14 protein-coding genes are annotated in these 17,940 nt (G+C 60.3%); 9 read left to right on the forward strand and 5 right to left on the reverse strand.

Features of this window, described 5'->3' with window-relative positions:
• Positions 1 to 61: 61 nt before the first annotated feature.
• From BM152_RS13885 to BM152_RS13900, 4 genes are all read right to left on the reverse strand, one after another.
• On the reverse strand, positions 62 to 1,180 hold the full coding sequence (locus BM152_RS13885; protein WP_066598682.1) for a C4-dicarboxylate TRAP transporter substrate-binding protein: 1,119 nt from the start codon (positions 1,178 to 1,180) through the stop codon (positions 62 to 64).
• Positions 1,181 to 1,318: 138 nt separating this feature from the next.
• Complete coding sequence (locus BM152_RS13890) at positions 1,319 to 2,557, reverse strand: metal-dependent hydrolase family protein (protein ID WP_066598685.1); 1,239 nt, start codon at positions 2,555 to 2,557, stop codon at positions 1,319 to 1,321.
• A gap of 408 nt (positions 2,558 to 2,965) precedes the next feature.
• Positions 2,966 to 3,322, reverse strand: coding sequence for a cupin domain-containing protein (locus tag BM152_RS13895; protein ID WP_066598686.1), 357 nt, complete (start codon positions 3,320 to 3,322; stop codon positions 2,966 to 2,968).
• An 83-nt stretch (positions 3,323 to 3,405) separates the two neighbouring features.
• The gene (locus tag BM152_RS13900) at positions 3,406 to 4,167 is read right to left on the reverse strand and encodes a DeoR/GlpR family DNA-binding transcription regulator (RefSeq protein WP_066598687.1); all 762 of its coding nucleotides are present in this window, start codon (positions 4,165 to 4,167) and stop codon (positions 3,406 to 3,408) included.
• Between the two features lie 256 nt (positions 4,168 to 4,423).
• On the opposite strand from BM152_RS13900, the gene glpD reads away from it, so the two are divergent.
• The 9 genes from glpD to BM152_RS13945 all read left to right on the forward strand — a co-directional run bounded on the left by glpD (position 4,424) and on the right by BM152_RS13945 (position 14,843).
• Positions 4,424 to 6,019: a glycerol-3-phosphate dehydrogenase gene (gene glpD / locus BM152_RS13905; RefSeq protein WP_066598691.1), complete on the forward strand. Its 1,596-nt coding sequence runs from the start codon at positions 4,424 to 4,426 to the stop codon at positions 6,017 to 6,019.
• A gap of 43 nt (positions 6,020 to 6,062) precedes the next feature.
• On the forward strand, positions 6,063 to 7,151 hold the full coding sequence (locus BM152_RS13910) for an ABC transporter ATP-binding protein (protein WP_066598693.1): 1,089 nt from the start codon (positions 6,063 to 6,065) through the stop codon (positions 7,149 to 7,151).
• An 11-nt stretch (positions 7,152 to 7,162) separates the two neighbouring features.
• Complete coding sequence (locus tag BM152_RS13915) at positions 7,163 to 8,248, forward strand: ABC transporter ATP-binding protein (protein ID WP_066598695.1); 1,086 nt, start codon at positions 7,163 to 7,165, stop codon at positions 8,246 to 8,248.
• The gene (locus tag BM152_RS13920; protein WP_066598697.1) at positions 8,248 to 9,120 is read left to right on the forward strand and encodes a carbohydrate ABC transporter permease; all 873 of its coding nucleotides are present in this window, start codon (positions 8,248 to 8,250) and stop codon (positions 9,118 to 9,120) included. Before BM152_RS13915 ends, BM152_RS13920 begins: the two co-directional genes overlap by 1 nt.
• Before the next feature lies 1 nt (position 9,121).
• The gene (locus BM152_RS13925) at positions 9,122 to 9,973 is read left to right on the forward strand and encodes a carbohydrate ABC transporter permease (protein WP_066598698.1); all 852 of its coding nucleotides are present in this window, start codon (positions 9,122 to 9,124) and stop codon (positions 9,971 to 9,973) included.
• A gap of 18 nt (positions 9,974 to 9,991) precedes the next feature.
• Positions 9,992 to 10,264 carry a DUF2160 domain-containing protein gene (locus BM152_RS13930; protein ID WP_066598700.1) on the forward strand — a complete coding sequence of 91 codons (273 nt, stop codon included), beginning with the start codon at positions 9,992 to 9,994 and terminating at the stop codon, positions 10,262 to 10,264.
• Positions 10,265 to 10,337: 73 nt separating this feature from the next.
• Positions 10,338 to 12,044: an ABC transporter substrate-binding protein gene (locus tag BM152_RS13935; RefSeq protein WP_170845878.1), complete on the forward strand. Its 1,707-nt coding sequence runs from the start codon at positions 10,338 to 10,340 to the stop codon at positions 12,042 to 12,044.
• Between the two features lie 117 nt (positions 12,045 to 12,161).
• Positions 12,162 to 13,646, forward strand: a complete 1,485-nt coding sequence (glpK, locus tag BM152_RS13940; RefSeq protein ID WP_066598780.1) for a glycerol kinase GlpK — start codon at positions 12,162 to 12,164, stop codon at positions 13,644 to 13,646.
• A 12-nt stretch (positions 13,647 to 13,658) separates the two neighbouring features.
• The gene (locus tag BM152_RS13945; RefSeq protein ID WP_066598702.1) at positions 13,659 to 14,843 is read left to right on the forward strand and encodes an iron-containing alcohol dehydrogenase; all 1,185 of its coding nucleotides are present in this window, start codon (positions 13,659 to 13,661) and stop codon (positions 14,841 to 14,843) included.
• 25 nt (positions 14,844 to 14,868) lie between these two features.
• On the opposite strand, the gene BM152_RS13950 is transcribed toward BM152_RS13945, so the two are convergent.
• Positions 14,869 to 17,940 (reverse strand): molybdopterin dinucleotide binding domain-containing protein, encoded by a 3,072-nt coding sequence (locus BM152_RS13950; RefSeq protein WP_066598704.1) that lies wholly within the window; start codon positions 17,938 to 17,940, stop codon positions 14,869 to 14,871.

Below are 17,940 nucleotides of genomic sequence, written 5' to 3' on the forward strand. Positions count from 1 at the left end.
CAACGTCCTGAATGTAGCTGAGTGGAGAGCGGGCCCGCATGAAAAGCGAGCCCGCAGGTGTTTACTCGACGCCGTATGTGGCCGGATCGATCTTGCTATAGATTTCTTCCATAGCCAGCGCGGTCAGGGCATCTTCGTCGGTCGGTTCGATTTCTGCCAGAAGGTCGGCCCATTTCTGCATCGTATCCTGGAAGTCGCCGATCAGCGCTTCCGGATCTGCGACACCCGCAGATTCGGCTTTCTCGATTGCGCCTTCAGCGGCTTTGGCGCGGAAGGTGGTGACGTGATCAACCAGATCCTGCTCCGGCTCGTAAACATTGCCACCTGCGGCGATAGACGCGGCGAGACCGGCGTCAACCTTGGCGTTATAGGCAATCACGATGCGGGCCATCGAACGGGCGGAGGCTTCCATCAGAACCGCACGGTCTTCCGGTGTGAGCGTGGCCCAGAAATCGATGTTATAGCCCCACTGCGGGCCGGACCAATACATGCCGGTGGAGAGCAGGGTGGTGTGTTCCGCCACTTCGAGAAGCGAACGGTCCAGAAGGTCGCTGGCCGCGTTTGTGGCGCAATCGAGCGTGCCGCGTTCCAGACCGGTATACATTTCGCTCGAAGGCACGTTGACGGGAATGCCGCCGGCATCTTCGACCCAGACAGACACGGCAGAACCCGCTGTGCGGATCCGTTTGCCGGCCATCTCTTCGAGATTGCGCACGGGGCTGGAACACATCAGCACATAGGCCGGAGTGGCATAAGCACCGAGATAGACCAGCTTGCTGTCTTTCCATTCCTGAAGCTGGGCTTCGTTGGTCATCGAGAACTCGGCCACAGCGAAAATCGCGGTCAGCGGATCGGAATAGGCAAAGCCGAGATCCTGCACCGCGTTGGAGACGGGCAGATCGGAGGGCGTGTAGACGGCGGCGTGGTGCGCAACCTGAACGACATTGTCCTGAATGCCCTGCATGGAGGCACGCGGCGCCAGAAGCACAGTGCCGGTGAAGACTTCGGGCACCAGTTCGCCATCGGACAGTTCTTCGACCAGTTCGGCCCAGCGGATATAGCCCTCGCCGGACATCGGCACGGCCCCGTCATAGAAGCTGTTGGCGATGAAATTCGTTTCGGCCACGGCAGAACCTGCCATAAGTCCGGCAAGTGCCGTGTAGGTCAGAAGTTTTTTCATTGGTATTTCCCTGTTGGTTAAGGATGTATGACTGCCCGCCGTCGTTGTTGTGTTTCGCGGGCTGGCCAGAGTGGAAGCGGTGTGAAGTGTGGGTAATAAGGGAAGGCATTGTGCCTTCCCGTGTATCAGGCCCGCGTATCAGGAAAGCGCGGCCGTTTTCTTGACGACTTGGCCTTCTTTCATAATGAACGGCATATGGGCGCCCTGACCAGTCAAAAGCGCCAGATCGTCCAGAGGGTTGCCATCGACGGCGATGATATCGGCAAATGCCCCCGGCGCGATCTCCCCGATCTGCCCTTCCATCCGCAGCACCTTGGCCGCATCGACCGTGGCAGACCGGATCACCGCATCCGCAGGCAGATACCGCCCGCGCAGGGTGAACTCGCCCGATTGTTCCGGATGCATCCCGCCGAGCAAATCCGAGCCGTAGCCCATCAGAACGCCCGCCTTGTGCATCTTTTCGAGGCGTTCGAGACCGGCCTCGCGCACATCCACCACCTTGGCAACAGATTCCGCAGGCATGCCGAACTCCGCGCCCGACTTGGCAAGAATGTCATAGGTGATGTTGGTCGGCACAACCGCAATGCCCTCTTTCGCCACCCGCTCGATGGTGGAGTCGGACATCAGGTTGCCGTGCTCGATACATTCGAACCCGCAATCCAGTGCGCGGACAATGGCTTCGTCGCAATAGAGGTGGCCGGTCGCATAGGTGCCAAAGCCCTTGGCGATCTCGACCATGGCTTTCAACTCTTCGACGGAAAAGACCAGATAACCGACCGGATCGGAGGGCGAGGACACCCCGCCATCGGCCATGACCTTGACGAATTGCGCGCCGTTTTTAAGCTCTTCACGCACAGCGCGCTGGATTTCCGGCACGCCATCACATTTGCGGCCCAAAGTGCCGAGCACTTCGGGATACCAGCTCACATCACGGTTGCTGAACGGACCACGGTAATCCGTATGCCCGCCGGTTTGCGACAGAGCCTTGCCACAGATCACCAGACGCGGTCCGAGAAACGCACCTTCTTCGACGGCGAGTTGCAGACCGCGATCCGCCCCACCCAAATCCCGAACCGTGGTAAAGCCACGCATCAGCATGCCGCGCATGATCTGGCTGCTGCGGGCGGCGACAAGCGATGTCGGCAGTTCGGCGTTCAGGCCCAGATTGGCGGTGGTGGCAATAACATGCACATGGCAGTCGGTCAGACCCGGCATGACCGTCAGGCCCGCCATATCAAACACCTGCTCCGCATCGGCGGTCACATCCTTGCCGACCTCTTTGATCTTGCCGCCTTCAATGACGATCCCCACCGGATCGGTCGGCTCCGGAGATGTCCCGTCTACAATTCTGGCGTTCTTGAGCAAAGTAAGTGTCATCAGTTGTCCTAACTCGCATGCGTGGCACGTTTTGCGTCCGCATATATGTGTTGTCGGTGGGGTCGCTGGCCCCGTCTTGGTCTTGGCGCCGATACGGCATGACGGTGCAAACGCGTTATGTGTCCCGCACGGGTTTCGGATGTGCACCATTCCTTCGGGCAAGTGCGACATATCTGCACAGCCTTAGGGGCGGAGGTCAGAGGTGCAAATAAAAAAAGCTGTCCAGACTGTTTTTTTTATTAATGCCCGAAAAGTGCCTAAGTTTTGTGCTTTATTCAATCACATGTCGGGAAGTCTCCACCCCCTGCCCCTTTTCGCGACGGTTCAAAACCGCAGGACAGGCGGATGTAAGTTCGGAGATTCGGCGCGGGGGACTGTGATAGAGCCTTCGCGCGTCTTACGGGAAGTTTATGGACGGCAGAGCTGGCATTCGTCGCAATAGGCGGCCACGACGGTCCATTCCTCGGAAAGCACTTCGACCTCATGCACGCAGCCCGGCGGCACACGCAGCGCAGTGCCCGGCTTCATATAGAACTCCTGCCCGTTGGCGCGCAGGACCGCTTCGCCGGACAGGGTGAGCGTGACCTCGTCGCGCGGATGGCAATGGGCAACACTGCGCGCACCTTTCTTGCCGGTGGTCACGCTAAGTTTGATAAACCCCTCCCCGCGCTCTTTGGGGGAAAACAGGGTCTTTTGTTCGAAGTCATAGAGTTGGACGGGTGAGACCAGATCGGTTTCCACCAGTTCGGGGTTCTGTGTGCTCATCCGTGCTCTCCAATCCTTGTTTGCCCCCGTGTATCTGCCCTCCGGCGGTTTATCCATCGGAGAATGACGCGCCGCGCCCGTCCCTATCCGGCGTAAACCACTTCGGTGCCCCAGCTTGCGCACGAGGCGGCAAGGTCGGGGGCAACTTCGAGGTCCGTGAAAAACGCATCCACATCCGCCAGAGACGCGATCCGCGCTGGTGCGCTGCGGGAGAACTTTGTGTGGTCCGAGACAAGGTAGGTCTTGCGGGACTGGCGCAGGATGGTCTGGCTGACATTGACCTCCTGAATGTCGAAGTCGAGAAAGTCCCCGTCCTGATCCAGCGCGGAACAGCCGATCACCGCGAGATCGAATTTGAACTTCTGGATGGTCTGCGCCGCCAATGTGCCGACCAGCCCGCCGTCCGATCGCCGCAAATGCCCGCCGGTGACGATGACTTCGCATTTCGGATTGGTGGCGAGAATATTGGCCACGTTCATATTGTTGGTCACAACCATGAGGCCCTCATGCTGGAGCAATTCCTGCGCGACCGCTTCCGTGCTCGTGCCGATGTTGAGAAACAGGGAGATTCCGTTCGGAATACGCGCGGCACAGGCCCGTGCGATGGCGGTTTTCGCCTCGGCATTGAGAAGCCGCCGGTCCTCATAGCCGATATTCGTGGTGCCCGAGGGCATCACCGCCCCGCCATGCACCCGCTCCAGCCTCCCCTCATCGGCAAGCTCGGAGAGGTCGCGGCGGATCGTCTGAAGCGTCACGCCGAAATGGTCGGCGAGGTCTTCTACCGTCACTTTTCCCGTCTTTCGGGCGATCTCGACGATTTCGGGATGACGGAAGTTGTTGGACATATCGGTTCGCTTTGGTTCGTTTTGGCTATGTATTCCTTAAAAGACCCTATTACCCCCCCGCGAATCCAGTCGATTCTTGTCGGAAGGGCAAATAAATCCGAAATCCGGCTTCGCAGGTGCAGAAATTATACAAAGACGTATGTCCCAAATTATTGAAATTCGGTGATAAATTTTAAAACGAACAAAAACGAAAAAATGGACTTGCGAGTTTTCTCTTTTCGCGTGTAGGTTTTTGCGAAGGCACGGAGGACTAGGCGTGAACGCACAGCAAGTTTCGAATCCGGTCGATCTGTTTGTGATCGGCGGCGGCATCAATGGCTGCGGAATTGCGCGTGACGCCGCAGGGCGCGGCTATTCCGTGATGCTTGCGGAGATGGATGATCTGGCCTCCGCCACCTCGTCCGCCTCGACCAAACTGTTCCACGGCGGGTTACGCTATCTGGAGTATTTCGAGGTGCGGCTGGTGCGTGAGGCGCTGATCGAACGCGAAGTTCTGTTGCGCGCCATGCCGCATATCAGCTGGCCCATGCGCTTCGTGCTGCCCTATCACAAGGATATGCGGTTCGAGGCGGAAACACCGACCTCCAAGCTGCTCTCCGTTGTGATGCCGTGGATGAAAGGACGCCGCCCCGCATGGCTGATCCGTTTGGGCCTGTTCCTATATGACCATCTGGGCGGGCGCAAAATTCTTCCGGCCACAGAGACCCGTGATCTGCGAGGCTCGCCAGAGGGTGCGCGGCTGCAAGAGCGGTTTGCCAAGGCCTATGAATATTCCGATTGCTGGGTCGAGGACTCGCGTCTCGTCGCGCTCAATGCCCGCGATGCCGAGGCGCGCGGGGCGACGATCATGACCCGCACCAAAGTCACCCGCGCCGCCCGCGAAGGCGATTTGTGGCGCATTGAGGTGCAGGACATGGAAAGCGGTGCGGCACAGACCCATTATGCGAAAATGCTGGTGAATGCGGCGGGGCCTTGGGTTGGCAATGTCATTCACGAGACGATTGACCTGCCCTCGAAAGAAGGCGTGCGTCTTGTGCGTGGCAGCCATATCGTGACGCGCAAGCTTTACGATCACGACAAATGTTACTTCTTTCAGGGCACAGACGGGCGTATCATTTTCGCCATTCCCTACGAGACGGATTTTACCCTGATCGGCACCACGGATGCGGAGCATCGCGACCCGTCCGAGAAACCCTATTGCACCGATGAGGAACGCGATTACCTGATCGCCTTCGCCAACAAATATTTCAAAAAGCCGATTTCTGCGGAAGATGTGGTTTGGAGCTATTCCGGTGTGCGCCCGCTCTATGACGATGGCGCATCATCAGCGACAGCGGCGACGCGGGACTATACGCTCAAGGTGGATGCGACTGCTGGCGCACCGGTGCTCAATATTTTCGGCGGCAAGATCACGACCTATCGTCGCCTTGCCGAAAGCGCGCTTGAAAAGATTGCAGAACATCTGCCGGACGCGACGGGCCCGTGGACGGCAGGTGTGCCTCTTGCGGGGGGCGATTTTCCGGTGGACGGGGTCGCGGATTTGGTTGGCCAGCTACGCGCCCGTTATCCGTTTCTGACGGATCGCTGGGCCAAACGACTGGTGCGCGCCTACGGGACCGAAGCACAGGTGTTGCTTGGCGCGGCGAAAACTGCTGAGGATCTGGGAGAGGATTTCGGTGCGACACTGAGCGAGGCGGAGGTTGTCTGGCTCATGGATCACGAATATGCGCGCACCGCTGAAGATGTGATCTGGCGGCGTTCGAAACTCGGGCTCCGGCTCGATGCCGAACAGATTGCGACACTGGAGGAATGGATGAAAACCCGACGCGAACGGGTGGCCGCGGCAGAGTAGCCGAAGCGGCCAGACAGAAATCAGGCGCGGGGAGGAGGACCTTATGACGCTGGAATTACAGGGCGTGTCAAAGACCGTGGAGGGGCAGACACATATAGCCCCGACCGATTTGACGCTCGAAAAAGGCACAATGAATGTGCTGCTTGGCCCGACATTGTCGGGCAAGACATCGCTGATGCGTCTCATGGCGGGGCTGGATCAGCCCAGTTCGGGGCGGATCATTTGGGACGGGCAGGATGTGACCGGCATGCGGGTGCAGGACCGGCGTGTGGCGATGGTCTATCAGCAGTTCATCAACTACCCGTCTATGAGCGTCTATGACAACATCGCCTCGCCCCTGCGGCTGATGGGGGTCTCCCGTGCGGAGATCGACCGCCGCGTGCGCGAAAGCGCGGAGATGATGAAGCTCACCCCGATGCTGGAGCGCAAGCCGCTTGAACTGTCGGGCGGGCAACAACAACGCTGCGCCCTTGCGCGGGCCTTGGTCAAGAATGCTGGGCTGGTGTTGCTCGACGAGCCTCTGGCCAATCTCGACTACAAGCTGCGCGAGGAATTGCGCATCGAGATTCCGAAAATCTTTGAAGCGTCGGGCGCGATTTTTGTCTATGCGACCACCGAACCCGAAGAGGCGCTTTTGTTGGGTGGCAACACGGCGACGCTTTGGGAAGGCCGCGTGACGCAATTCGGGCCGACGCCCGCCGTCTACCGCCAGCCGGTCGATGCAACCACGGCGCGGGTGTTCTCCGATCCGCCGATGAATTTCCTGCAAATCGCCAAGACGGGCGAGCAGCTGATGTTCGGAGATGGTCAGAGCACCAAAGCCACAGGCAAGCTCGCGGACCTGCCCGACGGGCGCTATACGGCGGGGTTCCGTCCGAACCATCTGGAAATTCTCCAACATTCGGAGACAGCCCTGAAATTCACAACCCGATTGCATGTGACGGAGCTGACCGGTTCGGAGACCTTTGTGCATCTGGACCACCACGGCGCGCGCTGGGTCGGGCTGATCCACGGGGTGCATGATCTCGACATCGGGGGTGCGCTCGATGTCTGGCTCGATCCGCGTCACGTCTATGTATTCGGTGAAGACGGGCGTCTCGTTGCGCCTGCTGCCTATGCGATGGCAGCGTAAGGGAGGCGGAAATGGCACGTATAACACTCGATAACCTCGCGCATTCCTACATGGCAAACCCTGCCTCGGAAGCGGATTTCGCGCTCAAGGAACTCAATTACGACTGGGAGGATGGCGAGGCCTATGCGCTTTTGGGTGCGTCGGGCTGTGGCAAGTCCACGCTGCTCAACATCATCTCGGGGCTTTTGATGCCGTCGCAGGGCCGTATCCTGTTCGATGGCAAGGATGTGACCCATGCGCCGACCGCAGAACGCAACATCGCGCAGGTGTTCCAGTTCCCCGTGGTCTACGACACGATGACGGTGCAGGACAATCTGGCCTTCCCTCTGCGCAACCGTGGCCGCGACGAAGCCTATGTGGCCGAGCGCGTTCAGGAGATCGCGCGGATGATCGGCATGGAAGACATGCTGCGCAAGAAGGCGCGCGGACTGGGGGCGGATGCGAAACAGAAGATCTCGCTGGGCCGTGGCATGGTTCGCAAGGATGTGAATGCGCTGTTGTTCGATGAGCCGCTGACGGTGATCGACCCGCATATGAAGTGGGAATTGCGCACGCAACTCAAGAAGCTGCACCACGATTTCGGTCACACGATGATTTATGTCACCCATGACCAGACGGAGGCTCTGACCTTCGCCGACAAGGTGGTGGTGATGTATGACGGGCGGGTGGTCCAGATCGGCACACCCGAAGAGCTTTTCGAACGTCCGGAACATACATTCGTCGGCTATTTCATCGGCTCGCCGGGGATGAATGTCATCCCCGCGAAAGTCGAGGGGCGGATGGCCTATGTCAACGGGGCGGAGGTCGCCTTGTCTTCGCGTTATGCGCCTTTGAGCGGCAAGGTCGAGATCGGCGTGCGGCCTGAATTTGTACGCCTGAGCGAGAGCGAAGGCCTACCCGTGAAAATCCGCCGCATCGAGGATGCAGGACGGCACAAGATCATCCGCGCCGAATGTTTCGGTCAGGACATCAACATCATTTCCGGCGAGGACGATCCGGTGCGCGCGGACATGACCCGCGTCACCTTCGACGCCGCGAAAGTGAATGTCTATGCGAATGACTGGCGCGTGGCGCCAACAGAGGGGGAGGCCGCCTGATGCAACAGAAAACCACCAATCAGAAAGCATGGTTCCTCGTGCTGCCCGTGCTGATCCTTGTGGCCTTTTCCGCCGTGATCCCGCTTATGACCGTGGTCAACTATTCGGTGCAGGACACTTTCGGCAACAACCAGTTCTTCTGGGCCGGTCTCGAATGGTTCGAGGAAATGCTGAGCGACGAGCGCATGTGGAATGCCCTGCAACGCCAGCTTATGTTCTCCGGTATCATTCTGGCCATTGAAATTCCGCTGGGCATTTTCGTGGCGCTCAACATGCCGAAATCCGGTTTCTGGTCGTCCTTCTGCCTTGTGGTCATGTCCCTGCCGTTGCTCATTCCGTGGAATGTGGTTGGCACGATATGGCAGATTTTCGGGCGCGTGGACATCGGGCTTCTGGGCCATACGCTTGAGGCTCTCGGGATCAATTACAACTATACTCAGAACACAGTCTCCGCATGGATCACCATCATCGTCATGGATGTCTGGCACTGGACTTCGCTTGTCGCACTTCTGGCCTTTGCCGGTCTGAAATCCATCCCTGATGCCTATTATCAGGCGGCGCGGATTGATCAGGCGAGCCGCTGGAAGGTGTTCCGCTTTATCGAACTGCCCAAGATGATGGGCGTGCTGATGATTGCGATCCTGCTGCGCTTTATGGACAGTTTCATGATCTATACGGAGCCGTTCGTTGTCACGGGCGGAGGTCCGGGCAATGCCACGACGCTTTTGTCCATCGACCTTGTGAAAATGGCACTGGGGCAGTTCGACCTCGGACCCGCCGCCGCCTTTTCCCTGATGTATTTCCTCGTGATCCTTTTGATCTCATGGGTGTTCTACACCGTGATGGTCAATCTCGACAAAAAGGGCCTCTAAGATGACAGACGCAACCGCACCTGTTGCCGCGACCAAGCGGCGGAGTCTTCCCAAGGTCAACAGCCGCGCTGTGGTGATGACGGTCTATCTCGTGTTCCTGATGCTGCCGATTTACTGGCTGATCAACATGAGCCTGAAAACCAATGCCGAGATTCTGGGCAGTTTCTCGCTCTGGCCGCGTGATCTGACATTTGCCAATTACGTCACCATCCTCACCGACGAGGCGTGGTATATGGGTTATGTCAATTCGATGATCTATGTGGTGATGAACACGGCGATCTCGCTGGCTGTGGCTTTGCCCGCCGCCTATGCCTTTTCGCGCTACAATTTCCTTGGCGACAAGCACCTGTTCTTCTGGCTGCTGACCAACCGTATGGCACCGCCTGCGGTGTTCGCCCTGCCGTTCTTTCAGCTTTATTCCTCGATCGGGCTGTTCGACACGCATATCGCGGTGGCGCTGGCGCATTGCCTGTTCAACGTGCCGCTGGCGGTCTGGATCCTCGAAGGGTTCATGCGCGGTGTGCCCAAGGAAATCGACGAGACCGCCTATATCGACGGCTACAGCTTCGGGCGGTTCTTCGTGAAGATCTTCATGCCGCTCATCGCGTCAGGCATCGGGGTTGCGGCGTTCTTTTGCTTCATGTTCAGCTGGGTCGAGCTTTTGCTCTCGCGCACGCTCACCTCGGTGGATGCCAAGCCCATTGCCGCCACCATGACGCGCACCGTCGGGGCCGCCGGTGTCGACTGGGGCGTTCTGGCCGCCGCAGGGGTGCTGACCATCGTGCCGGGTGCGCTCGTCATCTGGTTTGTCCGTAACTACATCGCCAAGGGCTTTGCCCTCGGGCGGGTCTGATCGCAGGAGGATCGAACAATGGATTGGATGGCATGGACTTGGCCGACCGCCGCATTTTTCGCAACGATTGCGACGCTGTTGGTGATCTTCACCGTCTTGGCGATCAAATTTCCCGAAACGCCGCGCGTTGGCGTTTTGCGGATCGAGGCCACAAGGGGGGATCGACTGTTCATTACCCTTTTGGGGTCGGCTTTCATCAATCTTGCGTGGCTGGGCCTTGTCGGCACGGCACAGCCCGCCGCGCTGATTGTGTGTCTCCTCTATGCCGCAGCGGTGTTCCGCTGGGTGTGAAGGAGTGCGAACCGGCGCGGGGAGCGCCGGTTTTGGAACGTCGAATGGATTGGGTTCAATTAGGGAGGAAACTATGAACCAGACGATCAAATCAACCACAGCCGTGGCGCTTGCGCTCGGCATCCTATGCGGTCCGGCATGGGCCGATATGGAGGCGGCGATGGAATTCCTCGACGCCGAAATCGGAGATATGTCCGCGCTGACGCGGGCAGATCAGGAAGCCGAAATGCAATGGTTCATCGATGCCGCCGAACCGTTCAAAGGCATGGCGATTAAGGTCGTCTCCGAGACCATCACCACCCATGAATACGAAAGTCAGGTGCTTGCACCGGCATTCGAGGCCATCACCGGCATCAAGGTCACCCATGACCTGATCGGCGAAGGCGATGTGGTCGAGAAACTCCAGACCCAGATGCAGTCGGGCGAGAATATCTACGACGCCTATGTGAATGACAGCGACCTGATCGGCACCCACTGGCGCTATCAACAGGTGCGCAACCTCACCGACTTCATGGCAAACGAAGGCGCGGATGTCACCAACCCCGGTCTTGATCTCGACGACTTCATCGGCTTGCAGTTCACCACCGCCCCCGATGGTAAGCTCTACCAGCTTCCCGACCAGCAATTCGCCAACCTCTACTGGTTCCGCAATGACTGGTTCACCGATCCCGAAATCATGGCCGAATTCAAAGAGAAATACGGCTATGATCTGGGTGTTCCGGTCAACTGGTCGGCCTATGAGGACATTGCGGAGTTCTTCACCGGTCGCGAGATTGACGGGGTCGAGGTCTACGGCTCGATGGATTACGGCAAGAAAGACCCGTCCCTCGGCTGGCGCTACACCGATGCGTGGATGTCCATGGCGGGCATGGGCGACAAGGGCGAACCCAACGGCCTTCCGGTCGATGAATGGGGCATTCGCGTCAATGAGAACTCCCAGCCGGTCGGTGCCTGTATGGCCCGCGGTGGTGCGGCCAACAGCCCTGCTGCCGTCTATGCGGTGGAGAAAGCCGTGGAATGGCTCAACAAATACTCCCCGCCCTCGGCCATGGGGATGACCTTCTCGGAGGCCGGTCCGGTTCCGGGTCAGGGCAACATCGCGCAGCAGATGTTCATGTATACCACCTTTGTCGCACCGCTGGTCGACAGCCCTGCCGTGATGAACGAGGACGGCACGCCGAAATGGCGCCTCGCCCCCTCGCCGCATGGTGTCTATTGGGAAGAGGGTATGAAAGTCGGCTATCAGGACGTGGGGTCGTGGACGCTGATGAAATCCACACCGGAAGACCGCGCCAAGGCCGCATGGCTCTACGCGCAATTCGTCACGTCCAAAACTGTGGATGTGAAGAAATCCCATGTCGGCCTGACCTTCATCCGCGAAAGCTCGATCCAGCACGAGAGCTTCACGGAACGTGCGCCGAAACTCGGCGGTCTGGTCGAATTCTACCGCTCGCCGGATCGTGTGCGCTGGTCGCCGACTGGCACCAACGTGCCGGACTATCCGAAACTCGCCCAACTGTGGTGGCAGAATATCGGTGACGCCATGTCCGGTGCCAAAACCGCACAAGAAGCTCTCGACAGCCTGTGTTCCGACATGGAACGCGTGATGGAGCGTCTCGAACGTGCGGGCATTCAGGGCGATCTTGGTCCTGTGATGAACGACGAAAAAGACGCGGCGGAATGGCTCGCCATGGAAGGTGCGCCGAAACCGGCCATCGAGATGGAGCGCGAGGAACCGCAAACCGTTGCCTATGACGACCTCGTGGCGTCCTGGCAGTAAACAAACCCCGGGTGGAGCTTCGGCTCCGCCCATTTCTCTTTTACGCCATGGCCCTTCGGGGCTATTGCCTTGAAGAGACAAGACAACTGACACTGGCAAACCCTCGGGAGGATGTGCGTGACCTATATTCTAGCCATTGATCAAGGAACAACCTCGACGCGGGCGATCCTGTTTGACCAGAGCCTGTCTGTGACGGCCACCGCGCAAGAGGAATTCACACAGCATTTCCCGCAAAGCGGCTGGGTTGAACATGAGGCCTCCGATCTGTGGTCCACCACGGCGGCCACCTGTCGCTCGGTGATCGAAAAGGCGGGGATTGGCGCGCAGGAGATTGTGGCCCTTGGCATCACCAACCAGCGCGAGACCACCTTGGTCTGGGACCGCGCGACCGGTAAACCCGTCCACAACGCCATCGTCTGGCAGGACCGCCGCACTTCGGAGTTTTGCAAAACGCTCCAGGCGGAAGGTTTCGAAGATGTGGTGACGGAGAAGACGGGGCTTTTGCTTGATCCCTATTTCTCCGGCACCAAACTGGCGTGGATACTCGACAATGTGGAGGGCGTGCGCGCCCGTGCCGAGGCCGGAGAACTGGCGTTTGGCACGGTGGACAGCTGGCTGGTGTGGAACCTGACCGGCGGCAAGCGCCATGTGACCGATGCCACCAACGCAGCCCGCACGATGCTCTATGACATTCGCAAGGGCCGCTGGTCGCAGACCATCTGCGAACGGTTGAACATTCCGATGAACATGCTGCCCGAGGTGCAGGATTGCGCGTCGGACTTCGGTGAAACCCGTGCCGATCTCTTTGGCCGCCCGATCCCGATCCTTGGCATCGCGGGCGATCAACAGGCCGCCACCGTGGGGCAGGCCTGTTTCCAGCCCGGTATGCTCAAATCGACTTATGGCACCGGTTGCTTTGCGCTGTTGAACACGGGCGACACACCGGTGCGCTCGCAAAACCGGCTTCTGACCACCATCGCCTATCAACTGGACGGCAAGCCGACCTATGCGCTGGAAGGCTCGATCTTTATCGCGGGCGCCGTGGTGCAATGGCTGCGTGACGGGTTGAAGATCATCCGCGAGGCGAAGGAGACACAGCCTTTGGCCGAACGCGCCGACCCGACGCAGGAGGTGGTGCTGGTCCCCGCCTTCACAGGGTTGGGCGCGCCCTATTGGAATGCCGAATGTCGTGGCGCGGTTTTCGGGCTGACCCGCAATTCTGGCCCCGAGGAATTCGCCCGCGCCGCACTTGAAAGCGTGGGCTATCAGACCCGTGATCTTCTGGAGGCGATGCATGCGGATTGGCAAGGCGCGTCCACAACCGCGCTGCGGGTCGATGGCGGGATGAGCGCGTCGGATTACGCCATGCAATTCCTCTCCGACATCATCGCGGCTCCCGTGGATCGCCCGAAAGTCGTGGAGACCACCGCGATGGGGGCGGCGTGGCTGGCCGGTCAGAAGGCGGGCTTCTATCCAAATCAGGAAGAATTCGCCGCCACATGGGCATTGGAGCGCCAGTTCCATCCGCATATGGCCGAGGAGGTGCGCAAGACGAAATACGACAGTTGGAAACGCGCGGTCGATGCCACGATGCGGTTCTGAGGGAGGGCGGATATGCAGGGCTTTACCCTTCTCACACCCGCGCGCACGATCTTTGGCCGCGACAGCCGCTTTCAGGCCGCCGATGAGATCGCGGGCATGGGACAGCGCATTCTTTTGCTGCGCAGCGGGTCGGTGGCTTGGGCCGATGTGCTGGCGGCGGATTTGGTTGCGTGGGGGCTGGAAGTTGAGGTGCTGCAAAGCGCGGGCGAGCCCACGGTGGAAGATGTCCGCCGCAGCGTGGCCAAGGCGCGCGGGATGGGGGCCGATTGCATTGTTGCCGTAGGTGGTGGTGCGACGGTTGATCTGGGCAAGGCGGTGTCCGGCCTTTGTGTGTCTGAGGGGGATGTGCTCGATTACCTCGGCTTCGGTGCCTCTCCGGCCCCTGTGCTACAAGACCCTCTGCCTTTCGTCGCCATTCCTACCACAGCGGGCACGGGCGCGGAGGCCACCCGCAATGCGGTGATCTCGCTCCCCGATCGCCAGCTCAAGATCAGCCTGCGCGATCCGCGTCTGCTCCCTGATCTGGCGCTTGTCGATCCGGCCCTGACCGATGATCTGCCCAAAGGGCTGACACTTGCCACGGGGCTGGATGCGCTGACGCAGTTGGTCGAGAGCTATCTGTGCAACCGCGCCAATCCTCTGACCGATGCCCTGTGCCGCGACACGATCCCTGCGGCCATGACCGCTTTGCGTCAGCTTATGGAAGACCCCGCCCCCGAAGCGCGGGAGGCGATGGCACGCGCCAGCTACATCAGCGGTGTCGCCCTCGCCAATTCCGGCCTCGGTGTCGTGCATGGTCTCGCCGCCGTGATCGGCAGCCGCGGCGGGGCGCATGGGGCGATCTGCGGGCGGCTTTTGCCCGCAGCCCTGACGGTCAACCGCGCCGCCCTGATTGACAACGGCCAGCCCGCCGACCGGATCGATCAGGTGGATGCGTGGCTTTGGGCCGTGTTCGGGACGGATGATGCACCCTGTCACGCCGGACAAGGCGCAGAGGCGCTGCGAGGCTTTATTGACCATCACGGGCTGGCCTCGCTGGAGGACTTGCACTGTGGCGCGGACCTCTGGTCGGAGATCGCGCAGAGCGCCCTGACCGCCTCTTCGACGAAGGCCAATCCGGTTGCCCTGAGCGACACGCAAATCACTGAAATTCTGGCGCAGTCCGCCTCCCCCCGCAACACATCGCGCAACGGGTAAAGCCGGACTGCCGTCGCCAGAGGCGTCAGATCCGCTCGATCCGCGCGGGCAGACCGTGACGCACGGCTGTGCCGGAGACCGGATCGACCCAGACCCCCGCCTTGCCGCGTGTCGGGTCCAGCATCCCCAGATCGTTCAGAAGAACACCCGCCGCCAGACGCGGGTCTGCGGGCATGGTGGTCCCGTCAATGGTGATGTCCTGCGCCCCGAAGCCGCGATGGCCGAAGCCGTGCTCGATGGCAACCGTGTCGGGCGCAACCCCGTCGCGCACCACCGCCACGCTTTCCAGCGTCCCGCCCGGAGTCGTCAGCCGCACCATGTCGCCGGTCTTGATCCCGTGCGCCTGCGCCAGATCCCGCCCGACATTCACCGGATTGGAGGCCACAATGCGCAAAAGCGACTTCGCGCCCACGGAGTAGGAGTTCTGCAACGGCGACTTGAAGCTGACCACTTGCACCGGCCAGTCCTCGCGCGGGTAATGGTCATGGACCTTCGAGCCGTCCGAAAACTCCGGTGCGCGCCATGCCGGTGTGCCCGGCAAATGCGTGCCCGTGGTGGCGCGGCGGAAACTGCCGAGACCCTCGTTCCAGACCAGCATCGGCGGGTTGAACGCATAGGTTGCCTTGTCGCCCTGATAGCTGCGCTCGATATTCTCGTAACGCCCGCCCTTGGCAAAGATCGTCGCCGCCTTGCGCCATTCCTCCGGCTTCAGCGTGGCTTTCATATCGTCCAGTATCCGCGCCACATTGGACAGTTCGATGTCCTCGTCCGTGGCATCAGACACCGGCTCTCCGGTCATGGCCACATTCACCGCCCCGCGCAGATACCAGTCCTCGGCGCGGTTGAGCGGATGCAGCTTGCCCTGCGCATCGGGAATGGCCTCGTCGCCAAAGCCCGGCAGGCCCATGCGCTTGGCCACACCGATCAGGAAGGTCTCCAGACCGACGCGCTGGCCTTCGGCGTTTTGCGCCATCTTCGGCTCGATCACCGGCCAGCGGGCACAGGTCGCTTTCGTCGCCACACCGCCCCAAGGCTTGGTGAAGCCCCAAGTCTCATACATCACCGAATCCGGCACGATGTAATCCGAGATCGCCGTGCTTTCATTGATGAACGGATCAATCGAGATGATGAGCGGCACAACCGCAGGGTCTTTCAGCTTGTCGAGCAGATGCGCCACACCGGGAATGCCGTAAATCGGGTTGGTGTTGCGGAAGATCAGCGCCTCTGCCCCGTAGGGATAGCCGTTGACCAGCGAGGACATCCATTCCGTCGCAAGCCCCGGAGCGTTGGGATACCACGGCGCATCCGCAGGATAGGGCGCACCTGCCGCTTTCTTGGTCTTGAACTCGGTCGTTTTCTCATAGGGCACGTTGCGCCCAAAAGGCAGCCCCTTGGCCTTCACCTTGCCGGGGAAGTTCACCAGATCATAGGCCGGACCTTTGGTCTCGGAGAAACCGCCGCCCGCGATCATCGTGCCGCCCTTCCAGTTCAGGTTGCCGATCAGCGTGTTGAGCATCATCAAGGCATAGGCATTGTAAAAGCCCGACCCGTTCATCATGCCGCCGTGGCTGCTGACGGCGGCTTTGCGACCGTGACTGGTGAATTCGCGGGCCAGCTCAACGAGCTTCTCGATCGGAATGCCGCAGTCTTCGGCATAGTCGGACATTTCCCGCGACATGGCTTCCTCGCGCAGAAGCGTCAGCGCGGTTTTAATGTTGACCGCCCCGTTCGGTGTCTCTGCCTCACCCGCATGGAACAGCGGCGCGGGGCTGGCTCCGGCGGCAACGGGGCCGGTCTCGGAAATCACCATATAGGGATCGGCGTCGGAATAGGCTTCGCCCTCGATTGTCAGCCCCATGTCGGAGCCGCGCAGGCAATGCCCGTAGCGGGGGTGGTCCTGATCGGTGATGACCAGATGGGTCGCATTGGACCAGCTTGTCTCACCGGTCGCATCTGCGGCCGCTTTGGAGGGGTTGGCCAGATAGGTTGCGTTGAACCGCTCGTTTTCAAACATCCAGCGGATCATCGCCATCGCCATCGCGCCATCCGTGCCCGGTTTGATCGGCACCCAGCGTGCGCGTTCGCCGGAGGGGCCGTTCTGGGCGTTGTTGAGGACGGGATCGACCACGACATAGTTCAGATTGCCATCCGAACGCGCCTTGGCGACCAGATTGCCGATGCGTTTGAACGGGTTGCCGGCGTTGCCCGGTGCGGTGCCTGCAAAGATGATGAACTCCGCGTTGGAGAAATCCGGCTTGGCATGGGGCATGGCTTTGAAATCACCGAACATCGCGCCCGAGCCGGAGCGATAGGCCCCGCCGCAATAGCTGCCGTGGCGGGTGAAGTTGTTGGATCCGAAGCTCTGTTTCAGCCAGCGCAGGACGAAATTGTCCCGCCCGTCATCGACGCAGTTCATCCACACCAGACGATTGGCACGCGGACCGAATTCCGGCGCGCCCTCCACGGCGGGGGTTTCAAGGTCGCGGATCTCGCGCAGACCGGCAACAGAGCCTTCGCCAAAGAGATCACCTCCTTCGACCACTTCCTCGACGAGTTGTTCGAAGCTGATAGTCTCCCATTTGCCCGACCCACGCGGGCCGACACGTTTGAGCGGCTTGAGCACGCGGCGCGGGTTGTCCACCTGTTCGAGCACGGCATTGCCGCGCCCGCAGGCGGTGGAGCGTCGTGTCAGCCCCTGCCCCGGTCCGGCCTGTGCCATCGCGGCAAAGCTTTCGGCCACGGAGGATTCATAGGGGATGAACGGGTCCGTGCTCATCGGGGAATAGGGATTGCCCGCCACGCGCAGCACCTTGTTGGCCTTTTTATCGACCCGCACCCGCACGCCGCACATGGTCGTGCAGCCGATGCACATGGTGTAGCTCATCGCCTGATCGGGGTTGAGCGTCACATCGCCGGTTTCCGGATCAATCGTGAATTCGGCGGGGATCGAATTGCCCACGACATGCTCGTCGCGGGGTTTCTTGCCGGACCATTTGCCTTTGGCAAGTTTCTGGACGGTTTCTGCGTAGCCTGCGCCGAATGTGCCCAGAGCACCTGCGGCGGCGACACCTTTGAGAATGTTGCGACGGTTGGTCAT

Source organism: Celeribacter halophilus (assembly GCF_900114135.1).
GTDB classification, from domain to species: domain Bacteria; phylum Pseudomonadota; class Alphaproteobacteria; order Rhodobacterales; family Rhodobacteraceae; genus Celeribacter; species Celeribacter halophilus.

Coding starts and splice junctions, on each gene's coding strand:
- BM152_RS13945 (WP_066598702.1), top strand. CDS start 13,659: ATGCAGGGCTTTACCCTTCTCACACCCGCGCGCACGATCTTTGGCCGC.
- BM152_RS13915 (WP_066598695.1), top strand. CDS start 7,163: ATGGCACGTATAACACTCGATAACCTCGCGCATTCCTACATGGCAAAC.
- BM152_RS13930 (WP_066598700.1), top strand. CDS start 9,992: ATGGATTGGATGGCATGGACTTGGCCGACCGCCGCATTTTTCGCAACG.
- BM152_RS13900 (WP_066598687.1), bottom strand. CDS start 4,167: ATGTCCAACAACTTCCGTCATCCCGAAATCGTCGAGATCGCCCGAAAG.
- BM152_RS13935 (WP_170845878.1), top strand. CDS start 10,338: ATGAACCAGACGATCAAATCAACCACAGCCGTGGCGCTTGCGCTCGGC.
- BM152_RS13925 (WP_066598698.1), top strand. CDS start 9,122: ATGACAGACGCAACCGCACCTGTTGCCGCGACCAAGCGGCGGAGTCTT.
- BM152_RS13950 (WP_066598704.1), bottom strand. CDS start 17,940: ATGACCAACCGTCGCAACATTCTCAAAGGTGTCGCCGCCGCAGGTGCT.
- BM152_RS13885 (WP_066598682.1), bottom strand. CDS start 1,180: ATGAAAAAACTTCTGACCTACACGGCACTTGCCGGACTTATGGCAGGT.
- BM152_RS13920 (WP_066598697.1), top strand. CDS start 8,248: ATGCAACAGAAAACCACCAATCAGAAAGCATGGTTCCTCGTGCTGCCC.
- BM152_RS13895 (WP_066598686.1), bottom strand. CDS start 3,322: ATGAGCACACAGAACCCCGAACTGGTGGAAACCGATCTGGTCTCACCC.
- BM152_RS13910 (WP_066598693.1), top strand. CDS start 6,063: ATGACGCTGGAATTACAGGGCGTGTCAAAGACCGTGGAGGGGCAGACA.
- BM152_RS13890 (WP_066598685.1), bottom strand. CDS start 2,557: ATGACACTTACTTTGCTCAAGAACGCCAGAATTGTAGACGGGACATCT.